Raw genomic sequence first — 19889 nt, forward strand, 5'->3', positions numbered from 1 at the left:
GTGTGTGGCGGTTGTGTATGCGTGCGGTCTAGTAATCTTTATTATTGTTATCTAGTATATTTGATATCTATATATTGATAACTAAAGACGCGGGCGTGCGTGTGCGTGCACATGAGGCGTGTGCAGGGGAGTGCATTATGCGAGACGATTTGTAAAAAAGATGGTAGTTTAGGGAAGGTCAAAAGCTCTTCTGGTGGGTAAGAGCTTTGGAGTCTGTGATTATTGTTCTGAATTTTAACGTGTAACGCTTGCGATTTTAAGATTTTAGCTCGTATTTTAGTTTTGATATCGCGTCGTGTTTTTGCTTTGGACTTGGCCCTGCACTGTATACGTCAAATGTGACTGTTCCTGTCTCATGTCCGACGATTGAGGCAATGAGTATTCCCGGCACGTCTGCACGTTGTAATTGCGTGATAACGGTCTTGCGGAAGCTGTGGAATACAAACTGGCTATTATAGTTGAGGCTGGTCTTTAATCGCCCGAATTGTTTACTGAGAGCGTCTGAGCGGTTGCCGTATTTATTTCCTGCAGGTGACTCAATCAAGAAACCGTCTTTTGAATTACGGATCAACCTTTCTACGGTGTCCTGTATCTCCGGGTGTATTGGGGTATGTCGCTCGCTGGCGGCAGTCTTCCCATCATAGAAGTAGAAGCATTTAACCCCTTCCTCACTGACGATATCTTGGGCCTGAAGCTGGCAAAGCTCTTCAATACGTGCTCCGGTGTAAGCACCTAAAAGGATGAGATCTGCAAGGGTTTCGCGGTTTTTGGTGGCTTTTGCGGCTTCATGGAGCTTTGCAACGTCTTCCGGGGTGAATGCCTTCCTTTCCATTGATCCATCGTTCCTTTTGCTGCGGTTGACTGGGAAATCGTGCTTTTCAAAGGGGGATTGCTGGTCACGGTGCAGTTTTTTGAAATTCTCATCGTGTTTAATCGCCCATTTCCAAAAGCTTGACCCTGCGAATAGGTATTGTTTTTTGGTCTTAATGGATAGGTCGAGCGTATCGAGATAGCTGGCAATGCTTTCGTGGTTGAGGTCGCGTTGCTCTGCCTCAAGCCAAGAACCTATTATTTTCAAGCGATTAACTTGGGTATCTACTGTCTTTTGAATGATACCCTTGGTATTCGTCTGATAGGCCTCAAATGAGGCTATTCTGTGAGTTGTGATAGGGGATTTGATTTTGTAGTTACTTGGGTTGTCGAGAATGGAGCGGATTTCGTCGATATTGCTGATGCTAATGGCATGCCCTGCGGTTATCTCATAATGCTCGACGGTTTTTTGTAGGTGGGTATAATCATTGATTCGCTCGACCTTACGTTCGAGTGGGATATTTTCACCCAACGCGTACCATTTCTCTTTGAAAAGTTGGTATTCGAGGAAAGGTTTTTGCTTGTAAAGATCAACCTTGGCGTCTTCTGGGCTTTGCCATCCATGGCATTGGAGCATTACGTCGATGATAAAAGAACCGAGTTCGTCTAAGGCACTTTGAGTGAACCTTGGGTCAACCTCTTTGCCCTCTTGGGGCAAGACAAGGCTCATCAAGGCGTTTTCTCGGCTCGATGCAATCATCTTGGCGATGTTGTAGGACGTTTCCGGTAATTCGGCGGGGGTAGGTCCTGCGATGCGTTGCCGAGCGGTAGCGATGGCTTGTTTCCAAACGTGTAGAAACGCCAATTTCTTCATCTGGGCTTCTGGCTTGCTGCCGGTTTTGAGCGATTCGGTGAACTCGCTGCGGTTCAAGACGTGCCGAACGTCCTTTGGGACGGTAAGGCGGACGTGCCATGTGCCTGACCGTAAAACGAGGTTTTCGCTTGCCATTTTTCGTCCCTGACCGGGTAGGTTTGGAAGCTGAAAGGTAGCTGTTTTGGGATGAAATTTGTAGCAAAAATTTGTAGCAAAAGTGGGTGATAGTTCCTGTGCCCATTGAGTTTAAAGGGTTTGAGGGTCGAGTTCGGAAAGTCCCTATCTCTCCGCCATACATGTGAAGCGCGAAGCCCCTGATTCCTAATAAGGAGTCAGGGGCTTTGTGTTTCTGTGGGCGGCGTTCAGGAAATCCTTTCCATGACGTCAATCTGATTGCTGGCGAAGACGTTGGTTAACGTCGGTATATTGCGTGCCAAAAAACACGATTTCGAGCGGAGCGAAGACCATTGGAAGCGTGACTTCGAAGTGAAGTATCTCGTTCCAGAGGGTTCGCCCAAAGAGCTGTCGGTACGCGTACGGCAAACCATGCAAATGGCGCATCCGATGCGTCGGCTCATCAGGTTTGTCTATGGTCGAGCACCCGCTGGATACGACCGAACTCCACTGCTTACGCCGTTGCGCTGTTAATGGAAATGTCCAACAGGTTGTGCATACTCGAAAGGCATGAAAGGTATTCGATGTCGTCAACACCGTCGCATCACACCAAGGAGCGCCTATGGCCGGCTGGTTCGAACTGAGCAAAAGCAGCAACGATCAAGTGAGATTCGTATTGAAGGCAGGGAACGGGGAGGTCATCCTCACCAGCGAGCTGTATGAGGCGAAGAAGTCCGCCGAGAATGGAATTGCCTCGGTCCAGACGAACAGCCCGTCGGCCGAGCGTTACGAAAAGCGGGAGTCTTCCAATGGCAAGTTCTATTTCAACCTGAAGGCCGCCAACCATCAGATCATTGGCACGAGCCAGATGTACACCACGTCACAATCCCGAGATGCGGGCATCGTGTCGGTGCAAAACAATGGTGTTTCGAAAACGGTGAAAGATCTCACCTAAGCGGTGTGTGGTTGAGCCGAACCCTTAGGGGCTTGGCTCAACCATGAAATGTGGAGCCATGTTCAGCCTGCACATGTCCGTACAGGCTAGAACCTATCCAGCCGGTAGGGCGCGAACGCTGGTAGCGGTTTGCCCTCGATGGACACGGCCCCGGCCATGGACGCCACCATTTCCGCAGTGGTCGCCGCCTGGGTCAGCCCCAGGTGCTGGTGGCCGAAGGCGAGCAGCACGCGGCCGTCGCAGGCCTGGTCGATCACCGGCAATGAGTCGGGTAGGGAAGGGCGAAAGCCCATCCAGGTGCTCGCGGCTTCGATATTCAATTCATTCTTGAACAGGCCCTGGCTCAGGCGATGAAGCTGCCAGGCACGTTGCATGTTGGGCGCGCGCTCCAGCCCGGCGAACTCCACGGTGCCCGCCAGGCGCAGACCGCCTTGCATAGGCGTCATGATGAAGCGCCGCTCCATGAAGGTCACGGCCAGGGGTAGGCGGTCGTGCTCGTGGGGCAGCATCAGGTGGTAGCCGCGCTCGGTGTCCAGTGGGACTGTTTTGCCGGTGAGTTGTCGGGTGAGCTTGGCCGAATGGGCGCCGCAGGCGATCAATACCTTGCGGGCTCGAACCTCGCCGCTGCCGGTGCGTAGCGCCACGCCGTCCGCTACCAATTGGCCGCTGTCGACGTGTTCCTGGGCAAAGCGCACGCCGTTTTCCCGGGCGGCCTGAACCAGCGTCGTCACTACCAGGTGCGGATCGATGAAATGCCCGGTCGCGGGGAAGAACAGCCCGCCCTGGATCGACTCGGCCAACTGCGGCGCGGTGCGTTGTACGGCGGCGGCATCCCAGAACTCGACGGGCACGCCCTGGGCCTGCATCTTCTGCTTGAGGGCCTCGATGGCGCTGTGTGATTCAGAGCGCTCGAACACCAGCAGCGAGCCGTCGTCCTTGAGCAGCTGCGCATGCCCAATCGAGGCCAGCAACCGGCGCCAGGCATCGAGGCTGGCTTCGTTCAGCGCACGCAATGCAGCGACGCTGTTGCGGTAGGGGCGCTGGCGCAGGTTCAGCAGCAATCGGGTGAACCAGGGCAGGGCCTTGGGCAGGTAACGCCAATCCAGGCGCAGCGGCCCCATCGGGTCCAGCAGCATGGCCGGCAGGCGCTTGAGGATGGACACATCGGCAATGGGGAACACTTGTTCGGTGGCCAGGTGGCCGGCGTTGCCGAACGATGCACCCTTGCCAGGTTCGTCCCGATCCAGCACCAGCACGCGGTGCCCTTGGCGGGATAGAGCGAGGGCACAGGCGACGCCTACGACCCCTGCGCCGACCACGGCGATGTCATAGGCGTCGTTACTGGCGGCACGGCGAAGTTCGTCAGAATGCATCCGTTACCTCGTGATCGTAGATTTTATACAATTGGTTTGTCCGAACCACGCCCTGGAAAATACCCAGGGCGCGGGGTCAGTGGTTCAAGCTGTTTTCCAGGACCGCGACGATGCCCTCGCAGGCTTCACGGATATGGCGGTCCAGCAGGCGGCAGGCCGCCTCGATGTTCTTGTCGCGGGCGAACTCCAACAGCTCGCGGTGTTCCTTCTCGGCTTTCTGGATCTCCCGCGTATAAAGCAGCTGCATGCGGATATAGCGGTCGCACTTGGTGTTCAGGTGCGTGATCATCGCCAGGGTTTCCGGCAATTGGGCGGGCGAGTAGAGCGCGGTGTGGAAGGCGAAGTTCAGCTCGCTCCAGTTGTCGATATCGCTGCCCGAGTCCAGTGCAGCGTCGTATTGGTCCAGCAGGCGCTCGGCGCGGTCCAGTTCGCTTGGGGTCAGCTTCGGAATGGCCTGCGCCAGTGCCCTGCATTCGAGCAGCACGCGCAGGTCGAACAGTTCGCGGATGGTGGCCGTGGAGAGTTCGGTGGTGAACGCGCCCCGGTGGGGGTGGAACTCCACCAGGCCTTCGGCCTCCAGGGTCAGCAGCGCCTCGCGCACCGGAATGCGGCTGACGTCGTAGTCGCGCGCGAGCGCGTCCTGCCGCAGCTGGGTGGCGCCTTTGAACTCGCCGCTGAGTATCCGTTTGCGAAGATCGTCCGCAACGTGCTGGGCACGTGTCTTGAAGCTAGCCATAGTTACTGTTCAGGGACCCGGTTGGAATTTGCATATTGTATGCAAAAGGGCCTGGCAGCATCCACCGACGTGGCGCGGGGCTGTCGGTGGAGGCGTACCAAAGGCCGGTCAGTGCGCCCGATGGCCATTCACCAGGCGGTCGAGGTTCAGCGGGTTGCCCTGCTTGATCGCTGGCGGCAGCAGGTCGTCCGGGAAGTTCTGGTAGCACACCGGGCGCAGGAAACGCAGGATCGCCGCGGTGCCCACCGAGGTGCTGCGGGCATCGGAGGTGGCCGGGAACGGGCCGCCATGGACCATGGCATCGCACACTTCCACGCCGGTCGGCCAGCCATTGACCAGGATTCGCCCGGCCTTGCGCTCCAGCGTCGGCAGCAGGGTGGCGACCGCTTCGCTGTCGGCAGCGTCCATATGCACGGTGGCGGTGAGCTGGCCTTCGAGCTGCTCGGCTACCTGCCTGGCCTGGGCCAGGTCATCGCACTGGACGATCAGCGAGGCGGAGCCGAACACTTCGGCCTGCAGGGCGTGGTCGCGCATGAAGTCGCTGGCGCTGCTGACGAACAGGTGAGACTGGCACTGGTTGTGGCCTTCGCCTGCGACACCTTTGGCCTGCAGGTGGGCATTGGCATTGCTGGCCAGGGCCTGGACGCCGTTGCTGTAGGCCTTGTAGATGCCCGGGGTGAGCATGGTCTGGGCCGGGCTTCTGGCGATGGCGTCAGCGGCGGCGGTGATGAAGGCGTCCAGGGCTTCACCTTTTATAGCAATGACCAGCCCAGGGTTGGTGCAGAACTGGCCCGCGCCTTGGTTGAGCGAGGCGACGAAACCTTCGGCCAGCGCGGCGCCACGGTTGCGCAGGGCCGACTCGAATAGGAACACCGGGTTGATCGAGCTCATCTCGGCATACACCGGGATCGGCTCCGGGCGTGCCTGGGCGGCCTGGGTCAGGGCCATGCCACCGCTGCGCGAGCCGGTGAAGCCCACGGCCTTGATCCGTGGATCGTTGACCAGGCCGATACCGATTTCGGTGCCCGAGCCGTACAGCAGCGAGAACACGCCTTCGGGCAGGTCGCACTCGCGCACCGCCTGCTGGATGGCACGGCCGACCAGCTCGCTGGTGCCGGGGTGGGCGCTATGGGCCTTGACGATCACCGGGCAGCCCGCCGCCAAGGCCGAAGCGGTGTCGCCGCCGGCCACGGAGAAGGCAAGGGGGAAGTTGCTGGCGCCGAACACGGCCACCGGGCCCAAGGGGATATGGCGCTGGCGCAGGTCGGGGCGTGGCAGGGGCTGGCGTTCGGGCAGGGCTTGGTCCACGCGCACGTCCAGCCACTCGCCGGTACGTACAGTGCGGGCGAAGGTGCGCAGTTGGAAGCAGGTGCGGCCGATCTCGCCCTGGATGCGGGCTTGCGGTAGGCCGGACTCGGCCACGGCGCGCTGGACCAGCGTGTCGCCAAGGGCCTCGATGTGCTGGGCGATGCGTTCGAGGAAGGCCGCGCGGGCTTCCAGCGATGTCTCGCGATAGCGGTCGAACGCGTCCCAGGCGAGGCTGCAGGCGAGCTCGACATGCTCGCGGCTGCTACCGAGGTAGGCCGGTTCGAGCCGCTCATTGGTGGCAGGGTTGATGGCATGGACCGGTGCTTGCGTGCCGGCAACGGCGCGTTGGCCGATCAGCAGGTTACCTGAAAGACTCATGGGGCTCTCCTGAGGTCGAGAAGACGGGGTTCCCGCGCCTGGCCGTGACGGGCAGGCAAGGGCGGGGGAGAAAGACGGCACGCCGGCAGGCGTGCCGCCTCAGGGAGATGAAACAGGCGTGGGATCAGGCCAGGTTGTTTTCAGCTACCCAGCTGGCGTACCACTGACGGAACTGCGCGTACTGGTTTTCCGCGTAGCGGCGCTGGGACTCGCTCAGCACGTCGGTCTCGTTGAAGTGCAGGGTGTATTCCTTGTCGCCGTTGAGCACCATCAGGTGCTTGTAGTACAGCACCAGGTCGACGCCTTCGTCGAACGAGGACAGGATGGCCAGGGCGCCTTCGAGCTCCAGCGCCAGGCGACGGGCCTTGGCATCGCCGGCGGCGGCCTGCTTGCACAGTGCGATCAGTTGCAGCACTTCACGCGGCAGGGCGTTGCCGATGCCGGTGATGGCGCCGGTGGCGTTGCACTTGACGAAGCCATGGAACACCTGGGTATCCACGCCAGCCATCAGCGTCACTTCGTTGTCCTTGGAGGTGATGAACTCGGCCGCATAGCTCATGGCTGCCGCACCACCGAACTCCTTGAAGCCGATCAGGTTCGGGTGCTCGCTGCGCAGTTCGAAGAACAGGTCGGCGCGGGTGGCGAAACCGTAGTGGGGGCTGTTGTAGATCACCGCCGGCAGGTTCGGCGCGGCTTCCAGGATGGCCTTGAAGTGCGCCTTCTGGGCTGGGATCGACGAGCCGCGGGAGAGCACGCGCGGGATGACCATCAGGCCATGGGCACCGACCTTGGCGGCATGGGCTGCGTGGGAAACCGCTTCGCGGGAGTTGACCGCGCCGGTGCCGACGATGGTCGGGATGCCGGCGGCGACCAGGCGCGCCACGCCTTCCTGGCGCTCGGCTTCGGTCAGCAGCGGCCAGTCGCCCATGGAGCCGCAGTACACCACCGCGCTCATGCCGATATCGATCAGCTCACGGCCCTTTTTCACCAGCGCGTCGAAGTCGGGCTTGCGCTCTGGGGTGCAGGGGGTCATCAGGGCAGGAATGCAGCCGGTGAAGATATTGTCAGTCATTGTGGGCTCCTTGAAGCATTCATTCAGGTCGGTGGTCAGGGGTGTCGCGTCGTAAGGCGACGTGCTCGGGTTACTGGCAGATGCCCCAGGCGAAGGGGTCCTGCTCGTCGATCAGCAGTTGGCTGTCTGCCGTGACATGGGCACGGCCGGTGATGGAGGGGCGAATACGTTCGCCTTCCTGTTCGTAGCGGCCTTCGAAGCGGCTGCCGGTGATGCTGGCCTGGACCCAGGCCTGGCCCGGTGCGAGCTTGCCATCGGCGGCCAGGCAGGCGAGCTTGGCGCTGGTACCGGTGCCACACGGCGAGCGGTCATAGGCCTTGCCCGGGCACATCACGAAATTGCGGCTGTCGGCCTGCGGGTCGGCGGCAAAGAGCTCGACGTGGTCGATCACACCGCCGTCCTCGCCGTAGATGCCGTTGGCCTCCAGTGCTTGCAGGATGGCCCAGGTGTAGGCGGTCAGCGCCTCGACATTGCCCAGCTCCAGGGTCTGGCCATGCTCGGAGACCAGGAAGAACCAGTTGCCGCCCCAGGCGATATCGCCCCGCACTTCGCCGTAGCCTGGCACCTGTACCGGTACATCGTGGCGGTAGCGGTAGGCCGGCACGTTGCGCACGGTCACCGAGCCATCGCTATGCAGGGTGGCTTCCACCGGGCCGACGGGGGTGTCGATCTTGTGCGCGCCCGGCTCGATGATGCCCAGGTGGTGCAGCGACGCGACCAGGCCGATGGTGCCGTGGCCGCACATGCCCAAGTAGCCGGTGTTGTTGAAGAAGATCACGCCGCAGGTAGCGCCCGGCGAAACGGGCTCGCAGTACAGGGCGCCGACCAGCACATCGTTGCCGCGGGGCTCGAGCAGGGTTGCCCGGCGCCATTGATCGTGCTCGTTGCGCAGGTGATCGCGCTGCTGGCTCATGGTCTGGCCGGCGAGGGCAGGGAAGCCGCTCATGACCAGGCGGGTGGGTTCGCCGCCGGTGTGGGAGTCGATGACATGGATGCTTTTCATTGAAATTATGGATCCTCTGCAAGCATCAGCCGGAGGGCTGGGGTAGGGCGGATTGCAGATTTTATACAATGTAGATTTTATACAATCAAGCCTCTCACACGTTTTGATCGCCATCACGCCTATCGCCAGTAAGCCGACATCCCCTGTAGGAGCGGGCCGGGCCCGAGTCGATCAGCCGCGGGTCGCCTGGCGATACTGGCGCGGTGTGAAGCCGGTCATGGTCTTGAACTGTCGAGAGAAGGCGCTGTGGTCGGAGTAGCCGCAGCGCAGCGCCACCTCGGTGATCGGCAGCTCGGAATGCAGCAACAGGTGCGCCTGCTCCAGCCGGGCCTTGTGGATCATCTGCCGCGGCGTGAGGTGGAAGATCCGCTTGCAGTAGCGCTCCAGCTGCGCCACGGACAGGCCGGCGACCGCGGTGAGGTCATCGAGGGTGATCGGGCGGTGGTAGTGCTCGCGGATGTAGGCATCCACCGCCGACAACCGTTGGTACGCCGGATGCGCCTGGGCGGCGGACTGCAGGTCGACGGAAACCCCGATCAGGCCCATGACCTCGCCCTGGCGGTTGAGGATCGGGCGCTTGTGGGTCAGGCACCAGCCCGGTTGCTGTGTCCCGTACAGGTGCACTTCCAACTGGTCCTGCAACACCAGGGCGCCTTCGAGCACGCGCCGGTCCTGCTCGGTGTAGCCCGGCCCGAGCTGTGCCGGAAAGACCTGCGCGCTGGTGCGCCCCAGCAGCGGGGCGAGGGACTTCAAGCCGCAGCGCTCCACCAGCGTGCGGTTGGCCATCAGGTACCTGGCTTGCGCGTCCTTGACGAAGATCACGGCGTTGGGGATGGCATCGAGCATGGGTTGCATCAGCGAGATGCAGCCCATGAGCTCCTTCATGTTCTTGGGGCGATGGGCGCTGAGGCCTTCACTGATGGCGGCGAAATGCGACTCGGGCATGGTGGCGGTCCTGCAGTTCGGGAGCCTGTCCCTGGGCCGTGTGGCACGGGCGGATTGTTTTTTTCAGGATGCCTGCACATGGCGGCCCGGCGTCAAGCAGCGGATGCAAATTGTGCCGAATTCGTCATCAGGGTTGATGAAAACCATCAAGCAATCCTGGCCGCGATCAGTTCAACCTAGAAAAGAACGAGCGTGCCTGGCACCTCCTCGACCCTGACTCCTGCCCGGCGGCCATAGACCATCCGCCTGTCTGGAACGGGCTTTTGCAACCCATCGCTGAAACAGGAAACGCCGCTTGCGCCATCGCGACAAGCGTCACTCCTCGAACCCAGAGGCCTTTGCTTCACCTGCGAACGACCACGATCTCCAACACAGTTTCTGCCTATTTCAATAATCCACAAAAAAGGGCTTAGCTATGTCAGGCCAAGGTAAATTCAAGAAACAACTGTCGCTGATGGACTTGACGTTCATCGGCCTGGGCGCAATCTTCGGCTCCGGCTGGCTGTTCGCTGCCAGCCACGTCTCGGCCATCGCCGGCCCGGCGGGCATCATCTCCTGGCTGATCGGCGGTTTCGCCGTGCTGCTGCTGGGCATCGTCTACTGCGAACTGGGCGCCGCCTTGCCACGCGCCGGCGGCGTGGTGCGCTACCCAGTGTTTTCCCATGGCCCGTTGCTGGGCTACCTGATGGGCTTCATCACCATCATCGCGTTCTCCAGCCTGGTGGCGATCGAAGTGGTCGCCTCGCGGCAGTACGCCGCGGCCTGGTTCCCGCAACTGACCAAGCCTGGTAGCAACGACGCGACCCTGGCCGGCTGGCTGGTGCAGTTCGCCCTGTTGTGCCTGTTCTTCGTGGTCAACTACCGCAGCGTCAAGACCTTCGCCAAGACCAACAACCTGATCAGCACCTTCAAGTTCATCGTGCCCTTGCTGGTCATCGTCGTGCTCTACAGCTTCTTCAGCCCGGAAAACCTGGAAATCCAGGGCTTCGCGCCGTTCGGCATGTCCGGCATCGAGATGGCCGTGTCCGGTGGCGGCATCATCTTCGCCTACCTGGGCCTGACGCCGATCATCTCGGTAGCCAGCGAGGTGCGTAACCCGCAACGCACCATCCCGATCGCGCTCATTCTTTCCGTGCTGTTGTCCACGGCCATCTATGTGCTGTTGCAAGTGGCGTTCCTCGGCAGTGTGCCGACCGAAATGCTCGCCAACGGCTGGGGCCAGATCAGCAAAGAATTCTCGCTGCCGTACCGTGACATTGCCATCACCCTGGGCGTCGGCTGGCTGGCCTACCTGGTGATCGCCGATGCGGTGATCTCGCCGAGCGGCTGCGGCAACATCTACATGAACGCCACGCCGCGGGTCATCTACGGTTGGGCGCGTACCGGCACCTTCTTCAAGGTGTTCACACGCATCGACGAGGGGTCCGGCATTCCACGCCCGGCCCTGTGGCTGACCTTCGCCATGTCGATCTTCTGGACCTTGCCGTTCCCGTCCTGGGAGGCGCTGATCAACGTGGTGTCCGCCGCGCTGGTGCTCAGCTACGCGGTGGCGCCGGTCTCGGTCGCCGCCCTGCGCCGCAGCGCCCCGGAGCTGGTGCGTCCGTTCCGGGTCAAGGCCTTGGGCGTGCTGGGCCCTGTGTCGTTCATCATCGCCTCGCTGATCGTCTACTGGTCTGGCTGGAACACCGTGTCCTGGCTGCTCAGCCTGCAGATCCTGATGTTCCTGGTCTACCTGCTGGCCGGGCGTTTCGTGCCCACCGAGCACCTGTCGCTCAAACAACAGGTGCGTTCCTCGCTCTGGCTGGTGGGCTTCTACGCGATGATCATCGTGCTGTCCAAGCTCGGCAGCTTCGGCGGCCTGGGTGTGCTGGCCCATCCGCTGGACAACGTCATCGTCGCCCTGTGCTCGCTGGGTATCTATTACTGGGGCGCCTGCACCGGCGTGCCGGCCCACCTGGTGCGCCTGGAAGCCGATGAAGAAGACGAGCCCCACGCGCAACCTGCGGTGCAGGGGTTGAGCACCGCACACGCCGGCTGACCCGACGCCCCGCGATCCAGGGCGAAAGCCCTGGTCACGGCGCCGTGATGGCAGCCGTGTCCGCAGGAGGAGTGTTGCTTCAAGGAGAAAACACATGAACCAGACTGATTCCGTCCACCTGAGCCTCGAGGAGGTCCATGACCTGGCGGTCAATGCCCTGCTCGCCAATGGCATGTCCATGGCCCACGCCCAGGCCATCGCCGAGGTGATCACCCAGGGCCAGCGCGACGAGTGCCATTCCCATGGCCTGTACCGGGTACTGGTGTGCGTGCGATCGCTGCGCTCTGGCAAGGTCGACCCGGCAGTGTTGCCGACGGTGCACGACCAGGGCCCATCCATCGTCAAGGTGGATGCGCACCAGGGCTATTCGCTCCTGGCCTTCCAGACCGGCCTGCCGCTGTTGGTGGAGAAAGCACGGCAGCAAGGGATCGCAGCGCTGGTCATCCGTAACTGTTTCCACTTCTCGGCCCTGTGGCCGGAAGTCGAGGCCATCGCCGCCCACGGGTTGGTCGGCCTGGCAATGACCCCCAGCCACAGCTGGGTAGCGCCGGCCGGTGGCAAGCGCGGCGTGTTCGGCACCAACCCCCTGGCGTTCGCCTGGCCGCGCCCGGGCAACGAGCCGTTCGTGTTCGACTTCGCGACCAGCGCCATCGCCCGTGGCGACATCGAACTGCACGCTCGCCAGGGCAAGCCGATCCCCGATGGCTGGGCGCTGGACAGCGATGGCCAGCCGACCAACGATGCCAGCGCGGCACTGGCGGGTGCGATGCAGACTTTCGGCGGCCACAAAGGCTCGGCCCTGGCGGCGATGATCGAATTGCTCGCTGGCGCGCTGATCGGTGACATGACCAGCCTCGAATCCATGGCGTTCGATGCCGGCGCCGGTGCCACGCCGTGCCATGGCGAGCTTTTGCTGGCCTTCGACCCCAAGGCCTTCCTGGGTGACGATGTCGAAGCCGGGATGCAGCGGGCGGAACACCTGTTCGCCGCGATCACCGAACAGGGTGCACGCCTGCCTTCCCAGCGTCGTTTCAGTGCTCGCAAGCGATCGCAGGCGCAAGGGGTTTGGGTCAACCGGCAGGTGGTCGAGGAGGTGCGTCAATTGCTTTGAGGCGGCCAATACGTGAAGAGAAACAGGCCAACGAGTTGAACTTCACAAGTTGCCTTTCGTGATGCAATTCACACTTCCGAGCGGTACTTTTGTATGGCGAGCAGGCATTCAATTGAGTGGAAATACTAAAGGGGATCAAGGCTTTGGATTGATAAACAAGCCGTTGTAACCGTTCAACTAAGCCTGTGCACATTGGCAATTCTTTTTTTTGAACGCGTTTGCTAATATCGCGGCGCCATCAGTACGGTGGTGAATTATAAATTAAAGGATTTAGTAATGAAAAAGCTGATCAAGGCCACTGTTGCTGTCGCTGTCGTTTCCGGCGTGGCGCTGCTCTCCGGTTGCACCGGCCAAGTCTTCAACCAGCAGAAGAACTGCTCGTACGACTACCTGTTCCACCCTTCGGTTTCCATTTCCAAAGTTATTGGCGGTTGCGGTCCGATCGACAAGCTGCCGCAGCAGCAGTAATTCTGGAACACACCGTTTTCGGTGTGATCAAAAACCCCAGTCATCCTATGGCTGGGGTTTTTTTTACCGGGTCCGGCCCTATCGCCGGCAAGCCGGCTCCCACCTGTCCTGCGCTATTTTTAGGGATAGCGCCATACCGGCTTGCACGCTTTCAACCCAAGTGCTTGGCCATTTCAGCGGTGGCGTTCCACCCCTGCGCCAGATACACCGGCCTACCGGCCTCGGTGGCATGCAGCACGGCGAACGCTATGTCGCGCCGGGCGAACTCGGCCTCGGCCAGCTTCATCAACGCTGACGCCAGGCCGCGGCGCCGGTAGTCGGGTTCGACGAACACGTTCAACACATAGCCACGTTGGTCGCGGGTCGGATGGGCCGGGTGCGGTGGCCAGTCGATGCTCATCAGGCCGATGGCGGCGGCGACCTGCTCGCCCTCTACCAAGGCGAAGCCGTAGTAACGGCCATCGCCCAGGCGCTGTGACAGCCAGGGCCGAAAATGCTCGGTCATCTGGCGAAGTTGTTCAGGATCGCCGGCGGCCTCCAGGAACATCTGCTCGCGGTGGCGGCAGATCACCTCCAGATCGTCGAGGCCGAGGCGGCGGACTTTCAGGCCCGCGCAGTCGATATTGCCGGGGACTTCGTTCATGGCATGCCCTCCATCAGTGGGCTCGATGCTAGAGCACCCACTAGGCGGGTGTTAGCTACAGATCGCCTTGAAATACGCCATACAGGCAGGGCGCTACAACTCCAGGCGTCGGCTGAACTTGGTTTCCATGACGATATGCGAGGCCGTGTGGGCCACACCCTTGATCATATTGATACGGGTGAGCTCGGCGTTGAGCTCGCCCAGGGTGTGGGTGGCCAGGTGGATGATGAAGTCCGACTCGCCAGACACCGCATACACCGCCTGCACCGCCTCCATCTTGCGCAAGGCGGTCATCACGTCGGTGTAGCTCTTGTTGGTGCAGGAGGTCATGGTGAAGCAGTTGATGGTCTGGCGCAGCTTGTCCTGGTCGATGCGCACGCTATAGCCGGTGATCACCCCGGCTTTTTCCAGGCGTTGGATGCGCTCTTGCACGGACGAGCGCGCCACGCCGAGCTTGCGTGCCAGCGAGGCGGTGGGTTCGCGGGCGTTGGCCTGCAGCAGGGCGAGCAGTTGCCTGTCCTTCTCGGTCAGGCTGAATAGGGAGCCGGGGGTCTGCGCATCCATGGGGGGTGATGGCCTCGGTCGGTTTCATGGCTTGAGGGCGGCCCGCCGATGCGAACGTGCTTCCTGGAACATGTCCATCAGCTTGAGGCCGGCATAGACTGTTTGCGCTGCGGCCGGGCCGAAGGGCCCGCCATTCCATTCCAGGCCGTAGGCATCGAACAGCCGATGGCGATCGGTTTCACCGCAGATGGCCTCGGCGACCACCCGCGCACCGATGGGAGCGGTGTTCATACCATGGCCCCCGAACGATGTACAGGACCACAGCCGCGGCCCGATGGGGCCGATATGCGGCATCTTGTGGCGTGCATAGCCCATCAGCCCCGACCAGGCTTTTTCGATCTTCAACCCTTGCAGTTGGGGGTAGACGGCCAGGATGTCGCGGGTCAACAACTGCCCCAGGCGTTTTTCATCCTGCAGGTTACGCGTGGTGATATGACCGCCCCACAGCAGGCGATCGCCATCGACGATGCGGTAGTAGTCCGAGGCACGGCGGTTGTCGCCCACGGCATCGGTGGTGCGCACCACATCCCTCAGACGTTCGCCCAGGTGCTCGGTCAGCACCACGTAGGTGGCAATGGGCAGGAATGCGCGGCGAAGGTGGCCGAACTCCGGGCCGCCATAACCGCCGCAGCAATACACCACATCTGCACAGTCGACAGTGCCGTGTCGGGTCTGGACCCGGTGCCGGCCTGCGCGGCTGTGCACCTGCACCATCGATGAATGCTCGTGGATCCGACCGCCCTTGTCTTCGATCCGCTTGGCCAGGCCCAGGCAGTAGTTCAACGGATGGAAATGGAAACCATGGCTGTCGCGAAGGCCCTGGAAGTACCGATCGGTATTCAACTGGCCACGGATTGCCTGGGTATCGAGGTATTGCAGGTCGAAGTCGAACTCACGTGCCATGCGGTCGCGCAGGCGCTGCAGGTTGTCGGCGTCGTCGTAGCGCACCACGCTGAGCTTGCCGGTGGTCGGGGCGCAGCCCTCCAGCTGGTGCTCGGTGATCATGTCGCGCACGATGTCGACCCCTTCGAGCGACAGCTTGAACAGCGATGCCGCGGTGTGGGTGCCGCAGCGCCGCTCGATGGCCGATAAACCTTCCGACCAGCCTTGCAGGACGAACCCTCCGTTGCGGCCCGATGCACCCCAGGCGATGCGTGCAGCCTCCAGCAGCACCACCGACCGCCCCCGCGCGAGCAGCTCCCAGGCGCAGCTCAGCCCCGCCAGGCCGCCGCCGATGATGCAGACGTCGGCCTGGACGGTGCCCTGTAGCGGTGGGCGCGGTGGGGCAGGGCGCATGGTGGCGGTGTAGTAGTTGTTGCTGTAGGTGGACATGGGATGGGTCATCCTTTGGGCACAGGGAGGCCATGCGCCCTGCGTGACGTAAGGGCGCCAGCTTGGTGGTTTCGAGGTGTTGGGGGCTGCGCTCGCCGGCCGCTTCCCTGCGCGGCGGCGCATTACGACGGCTACTGCACTTTGGTGAGGTCGGCGCCGTACCATTTTTCGGACAACTGCTTGAGCGTGCCGTCGGCCTTCATGCCGGCGACGATCTTGGCAAGCTCGGCGCTGAAGGCTTCGTCGCCCTTGTCCACGGCGATGGCCAGGGGTTCGTAGTAGGCCGGCTTGCCTTCCACCGGCACGATGGGATAGCCGTGCTTGATCGCCCCCATGATGGTCGGCAAGGCCGAGAGGGTGGCGTCCAGGCGGGTGCCGTTGCCGATGCGCAGGTCGTCCAGCGGGCCCATGCTGTCGCCGTAGGTCTGCACGTCACCCGGTTGCACGTCATAGCTGAAGGGCGGCACGTCCTGGGCGTCTATCTTCAGCCGACGGTTGATGTAGTCCTCGGAGGTGGTGCCGGCCTCGACGCCGATGACCTTGCCGTTGAGGTCGGCGGCCTTGGTGCCGGCGGCATCCTTGTGCACCGCGAACACATAGGGCGTGTAGTAGTAGATGGCCGGGAAGTCCAGGACCCGGCTACGTTCGGTGGTCGGTGTCATGGAGCCGACCGACAGGTCCCAGCGGCTGGACCAGTGCCCGGCGGTGATGATGCCGTACTCCGGCGTGACGAAGGTCACCTGGCTGCCCAGGCGGCGGCCGATTTCGTTGGCCACGTCGATGTCGAAACCTTTGAGGGTGTTGTCCGCGTCGAGGAACGACTGGGGCGGCCAGTTGGCAGCGGTGGCCACCTTCAGCACCTTGCTTTGCTGGATACGTTCCAGGGTCGCGCCGGCCCAGGCCGCGCAGGTGGTGATCGACAGGGCGCCGGCGACAGCGGCGGCAGCGAATAGGCGAGCGACTGAGGTCATCGGTAGGTCTCCGGTTACACGGTTGTTGTTGTCGGATGTCAGTGGCTGAGGATTTGCGAAAGGAATTCCCGGGCGCGTTCATGCCGCGGGTTGTCGAAGAAGGCCTGGGGCTCGGCCTGTTCGATGATGCGGCCCTGGTCCATGAAGATGATCCGGTCCGCCACCTTGCGGGCGAAGCCCATCTCATGGGTCACGCACAGCATGGTGATGCCGTCCTGGGCCAGCTCACCCATCACGTCGAGCACTTCCTTGACCATTTCCGGGTCGAGCGCCGAGGTCGGTTCGTCGAACAGCATGATGCGGGGACGCATGCACAGCGCACGGGCGATGGCCACCCGTTGCTGCTGGCCGCCGGAGAGCTGGCCGGGAAACTTGTCGGCCTGGCTCTTGATGCGCACCCGGTCGAGGTATTCGTAGGCCAGTTCGCGTGCCTTGGCCTCGCTGAGCCGGCTGACCAGGCGTGGGCCGAGCATGAGGTTCTCCAGTACGGTCAGGTGTGGGAACAGGTTGAACTGCTGGAACACCATGCCGACCTGGCGGCGAATGGCGGCCACGCTCGTGGCGCTGCGGGTCAGGGCATTGCCGGCGATGAGCACCTCGCCTTGCTGGAAGTCCTCCAGCAGGTTAAGGCATCGAATCAAAGTGGACTTGCCGGACCCGGACGGGCCGCAGATGACCACGATCTCGCCGCTGTCGATCTGTAGGTCGATACCCTTGAGCACATGGAAGTCGCCGTACCATTTCTGCAGGTCGCGGATCGCCACCGCTGGCGAAACCGCGGGTGTGTGGGCCAGGTTCATCGAAGGGCTCCTTGTTCAGCGGTGGGCGCGGTCGAAGCGCTTTTCCAGGCGGGCCTGGACGGTTTCCAGGAGGATCGACAGCAGCCAGTAGAGCACGGCGGCGGTGATCAGCATTTCCAGATGACGGAACTCGGCACGCCCCTGGGTGCGGGCGAGGAACATCAGCTCCCAGACGCCGATCACCGATACCAGCGAACTGTCCTTGAGCATGGAGATGAACTGGTTGCCGGTTGGCGGGATGATCAGGCGCATGGACTGCGGCAGGATCACTCGGGTCATGGTTTGCAGGGGTGTCAGGCCGATGGCCCGGGACGCTTCCCATTGACCGCGTGGAATGCTGCTGATGCCGGCGCGGAAGATCTCGGTCATGTAGGCGCCATAGCACAGCGACAGCGCCAGGACCCCTGCCGGCACGGCCCCGACCACATAGCCGAGCTGGGGGATGCCCAGGTAGATCAGGTAGATCTGGATCAGCAGTGGTACGCCGCGGAAGAACGAGGTGTAGAAGCTGGCGATGGCAATGGCAAAACCGTTGGAGGACAGTCGAGCCGTTGCGCCCAGCAGTGCCAGGACGAAGGCGATGGCGATGGACAGGGTGGAGACGTAGACGGTGGTGAACACCCCTTGGGTGATCATGAAGCCGACTTTGCTGGCGATGAAACTGTAGGACAAATTGAAGGTATCGAAGAACAGCAGGAACAGCACCAGCAGCTCGCACCACACCGTGATGACCTGGGCACGCAAAGGGAAGCGGCCGAGGATGAACAGGTTCAGCACCAGGGTGACGGTGAGGGTGCCCGCCACTGCGATATCGCGCAGCAAGGGGGCATGCAGGTCGAGAACGATCGGGCCCATCAATCGGGCCAGGCCGCTTTCGCCCAGGCCGGTGAACAGCGCCAGGGTGAAGATCGCCACGGCGATTGCGCCCATGAATGCGACGTTATCGGTCGCCCGAGGTTTGACGATGTGGTCTTTGTACATGTGTCTGCCTCTGCGGAGCTGGGCTCCTCTTGTTGTTGTGGGGCCATTATGGGGGCGCACAATGCCGGTAGGCAGACGTCGAAATGCTTGTTATCGGTCTTTTTCAAGATCAATTGTTCGGATCATTCCCCTACAAATGTTCAAGGGCCCGGCCAGTGTACGCCCGGCTGTTTTTACGGTGTCGAGCAGGAAAAATGGCTGGATGCTTGTATGAAAAATCGCTACAGCGTTCAAGATTCATACACGGCCAGCCGATAGGGAAGCGAGAGTCCCGCCATCCAGTCATGGGCGTGCGATAAAAAGAACAATCCATCCAAGGTCCGGAACATGAACCTGAAATTCCGCCACAAGGTACTGCTCAGTGCCTGCGGCGTCGTGGTATTGGCGTTTGCCTTGTTCACCCTCTACAACGACTACCTGCAGCGCAACACCATCCGCCAGAACATCGAGTCTTCCGTGCAGCAGGCTGGCGCCTTGACCGCCAGCAGCGTGCAGAACTGGATGAGCGGGCGCATCCTGATGCTCGAGAACCTCGCCCAGGACATCGCTCAGCAGGGCATCGGCGAACATGTCGCCGGTCTGGTCGAGCAACCGTCCTATACGCAGAACTTCCTCTTCACCTACCTCGGCCAGGCTGACGGGGTATTCACCCAGCGACCGTTCGTGGAGTTGCCCGAAGGTTTCGACCCACGCAAGCGGCCCTGGTACGGCGAAGCCGCCACTGCCGGCGGTACGGTATTGACCCCGCCTTACCAGGGCACCGTCGGAGGCTTGATGATGAGCATCGTCACGCCGGTCAAGGCCAAGGCCAGCGGTGAGCTGCTGGGCGTGGCAGGCGCCGACCTGAGCCTGGATACCCTGGTGCGGTTGATCAACTCGGTGGACTTCGGCGGTATCGGCCATGCCTTCCTCGCCGACCGCAACGGCCAGGTGATCGTCAGCCCCGACCAGGACCAGGTGATGAAGAACCTCAAGGACATCTACCCCGATGCCGCCTTGAAGGTCGAGCCAGGCATGCAGGACGTCACCCTGAACGGCCAGGACCGCATCATTTCCTTCGCCCCGGTGCAGGGCCTGCCCTCGGCCCAGTGGTACATCGGCCTGTCCATCGACAAGGACAAGGCCTACGCAGGCCTGAGCCAGTTCCGCACCTCGGCGATCATCGCCATGCTCATCGCCGTGGCCGCCATCGCCGGCCTGCTGGGCCTGCTGATCCCGGTGCTGATGCGCCCGCTGACCACCATGGGCCGCGCCATGCAGGACATCGCCGAAGGCGAAGGCGACCTGACTCGCCGCCTGGCAGTGCAGCACAAGGACGAGTTCGGCGAACTGGCCACCTCGTTCAACCGCTTCGTCGAGCGTATTCACGCCTCGATCAGCGAGGTGTCCTCGGCCACCCGCCTGGTGCATGAC

Annotated in this window: 18 protein-coding genes; 5 read left to right on the forward strand and 13 right to left on the reverse strand. The window is 61.8% G+C overall.

Annotation, left to right across the window (positions count from 1 at the left end; all coding sequences use genetic code 11):
• Positions 1 to 256 precede the first annotated feature (256 nt).
• Positions 257 to 1819, reverse strand: coding sequence for a site-specific integrase (locus ACNFCI_RS22465; RefSeq protein WP_309295530.1), 1563 nt, complete (start codon positions 1817 to 1819; stop codon positions 257 to 259).
• Positions 1820 to 2420: 601 nt separating this feature from the next.
• On the opposite strand from ACNFCI_RS22465, the gene ACNFCI_RS22470 reads away from it, so the two are divergent.
• Positions 2421 to 2753: a YegP family protein gene (locus tag ACNFCI_RS22470; RefSeq protein ID WP_224456543.1), complete on the forward strand. Its 333-nt coding sequence runs from the start codon at positions 2421 to 2423 to the stop codon at positions 2751 to 2753.
• Between the two features lie 86 nt (positions 2754 to 2839).
• On the opposite strand, the gene ACNFCI_RS22475 is transcribed toward ACNFCI_RS22470, so the two are convergent.
• The 6 genes from ACNFCI_RS22475 to ACNFCI_RS22500 all read right to left on the reverse strand — a co-directional run bounded on the left by ACNFCI_RS22475 (position 2840) and on the right by ACNFCI_RS22500 (position 9508).
• Positions 2840 to 4126, reverse strand: a complete 1287-nt coding sequence (locus ACNFCI_RS22475) for an NAD(P)/FAD-dependent oxidoreductase (RefSeq protein ID WP_368829722.1) — start codon at positions 4124 to 4126, stop codon at positions 2840 to 2842.
• A gap of 76 nt (positions 4127 to 4202) precedes the next feature.
• Positions 4203 to 4862, reverse strand: coding sequence for a GntR family transcriptional regulator (locus tag ACNFCI_RS22480; protein WP_084858012.1), 660 nt, complete (start codon positions 4860 to 4862; stop codon positions 4203 to 4205).
• 108 nt (positions 4863 to 4970) lie between these two features.
• The gene (locus tag ACNFCI_RS22485) at positions 4971 to 6548 is read right to left on the reverse strand and encodes an aldehyde dehydrogenase (NADP(+)) (protein WP_368829721.1); all 1578 of its coding nucleotides are present in this window, start codon (positions 6546 to 6548) and stop codon (positions 4971 to 4973) included.
• A 124-nt stretch (positions 6549 to 6672) separates the two neighbouring features.
• Positions 6673 to 7620 (reverse strand): dihydrodipicolinate synthase family protein, encoded by a 948-nt coding sequence (locus ACNFCI_RS22490; protein ID WP_084858010.1) that lies wholly within the window; start codon positions 7618 to 7620, stop codon positions 6673 to 6675.
• A gap of 70 nt (positions 7621 to 7690) precedes the next feature.
• Positions 7691 to 8623, reverse strand: coding sequence for a 4-hydroxyproline epimerase (locus tag ACNFCI_RS22495; protein ID WP_324815152.1), 933 nt, complete (start codon positions 8621 to 8623; stop codon positions 7691 to 7693).
• A gap of 171 nt (positions 8624 to 8794) precedes the next feature.
• Positions 8795 to 9508, reverse strand: a complete 714-nt coding sequence (locus ACNFCI_RS22500; protein ID WP_416768253.1) for a helix-turn-helix domain-containing protein — start codon at positions 9506 to 9508, stop codon at positions 8795 to 8797.
• Positions 9509 to 9983: 475 nt separating this feature from the next.
• Here ACNFCI_RS22500 and ACNFCI_RS22505 point away from each other — a divergent pair, with 475 nt between their 5' ends.
• The 3 genes from ACNFCI_RS22505 to ACNFCI_RS22515 all read left to right on the forward strand — a co-directional run bounded on the left by ACNFCI_RS22505 (position 9984) and on the right by ACNFCI_RS22515 (position 13185).
• Positions 9984 to 11606, forward strand: coding sequence for an APC family permease (locus ACNFCI_RS22505; RefSeq protein ID WP_368829720.1), 1623 nt, complete (start codon positions 9984 to 9986; stop codon positions 11604 to 11606).
• Positions 11607 to 11700: 94 nt separating this feature from the next.
• Positions 11701 to 12717: an Ldh family oxidoreductase gene (locus ACNFCI_RS22510; protein ID WP_368829719.1), complete on the forward strand. Its 1017-nt coding sequence runs from the start codon at positions 11701 to 11703 to the stop codon at positions 12715 to 12717.
• A 276-nt stretch (positions 12718 to 12993) separates the two neighbouring features.
• The gene (locus ACNFCI_RS22515; protein ID WP_084858005.1) at positions 12994 to 13185 is read left to right on the forward strand and encodes a DUF4223 family protein; all 192 of its coding nucleotides are present in this window, start codon (positions 12994 to 12996) and stop codon (positions 13183 to 13185) included.
• Between the two features lie 151 nt (positions 13186 to 13336).
• On the opposite strand, the gene ACNFCI_RS22520 is transcribed toward ACNFCI_RS22515, so the two are convergent.
• The 6 genes from ACNFCI_RS22520 to ACNFCI_RS22545 all read right to left on the reverse strand — a co-directional run bounded on the left by ACNFCI_RS22520 (position 13337) and on the right by ACNFCI_RS22545 (position 18476).
• Positions 13337 to 13828 carry a GNAT family N-acetyltransferase gene (locus tag ACNFCI_RS22520; protein WP_084858004.1) on the reverse strand — a complete coding sequence of 164 codons (492 nt, stop codon included), beginning with the start codon at positions 13826 to 13828 and terminating at the stop codon, positions 13337 to 13339.
• 93 nt (positions 13829 to 13921) lie between these two features.
• Complete coding sequence (locus tag ACNFCI_RS22525) at positions 13922 to 14392, reverse strand: Lrp/AsnC family transcriptional regulator (protein WP_084858003.1); 471 nt, start codon at positions 14390 to 14392, stop codon at positions 13922 to 13924.
• Between the two features lie 24 nt (positions 14393 to 14416).
• Positions 14417 to 15724, reverse strand: coding sequence for an NAD(P)/FAD-dependent oxidoreductase (locus ACNFCI_RS22530; protein WP_368829718.1), 1308 nt, complete (start codon positions 15722 to 15724; stop codon positions 14417 to 14419).
• Between the two features lie 131 nt (positions 15725 to 15855).
• Positions 15856 to 16695, reverse strand: a complete 840-nt coding sequence (locus ACNFCI_RS22535; RefSeq protein ID WP_084858001.1) for a transporter substrate-binding domain-containing protein — start codon at positions 16693 to 16695, stop codon at positions 15856 to 15858.
• A gap of 38 nt (positions 16696 to 16733) precedes the next feature.
• Positions 16734 to 17495: an amino acid ABC transporter ATP-binding protein gene (locus ACNFCI_RS22540; protein ID WP_324815134.1), complete on the reverse strand. Its 762-nt coding sequence runs from the start codon at positions 17493 to 17495 to the stop codon at positions 16734 to 16736.
• A gap of 15 nt (positions 17496 to 17510) precedes the next feature.
• On the reverse strand, positions 17511 to 18476 hold the full coding sequence (locus tag ACNFCI_RS22545) for an amino acid ABC transporter permease (protein WP_368829717.1): 966 nt from the start codon (positions 18474 to 18476) through the stop codon (positions 17511 to 17513).
• Between the two features lie 327 nt (positions 18477 to 18803).
• Between ACNFCI_RS22545 and ACNFCI_RS22550 the strand changes: the two genes are divergently transcribed.
• Positions 18804 to 19889 (forward strand): cache domain-containing protein (locus ACNFCI_RS22550; protein ID WP_416768252.1); only part of this gene is annotated, 1086 nt, incomplete at its 3' end.

The organism is Pseudomonas sp. NY15356, assembly GCF_048068175.1.
GTDB lineage: Bacteria > Pseudomonadota > Gammaproteobacteria > Pseudomonadales > Pseudomonadaceae > Aquipseudomonas > Aquipseudomonas putida_K.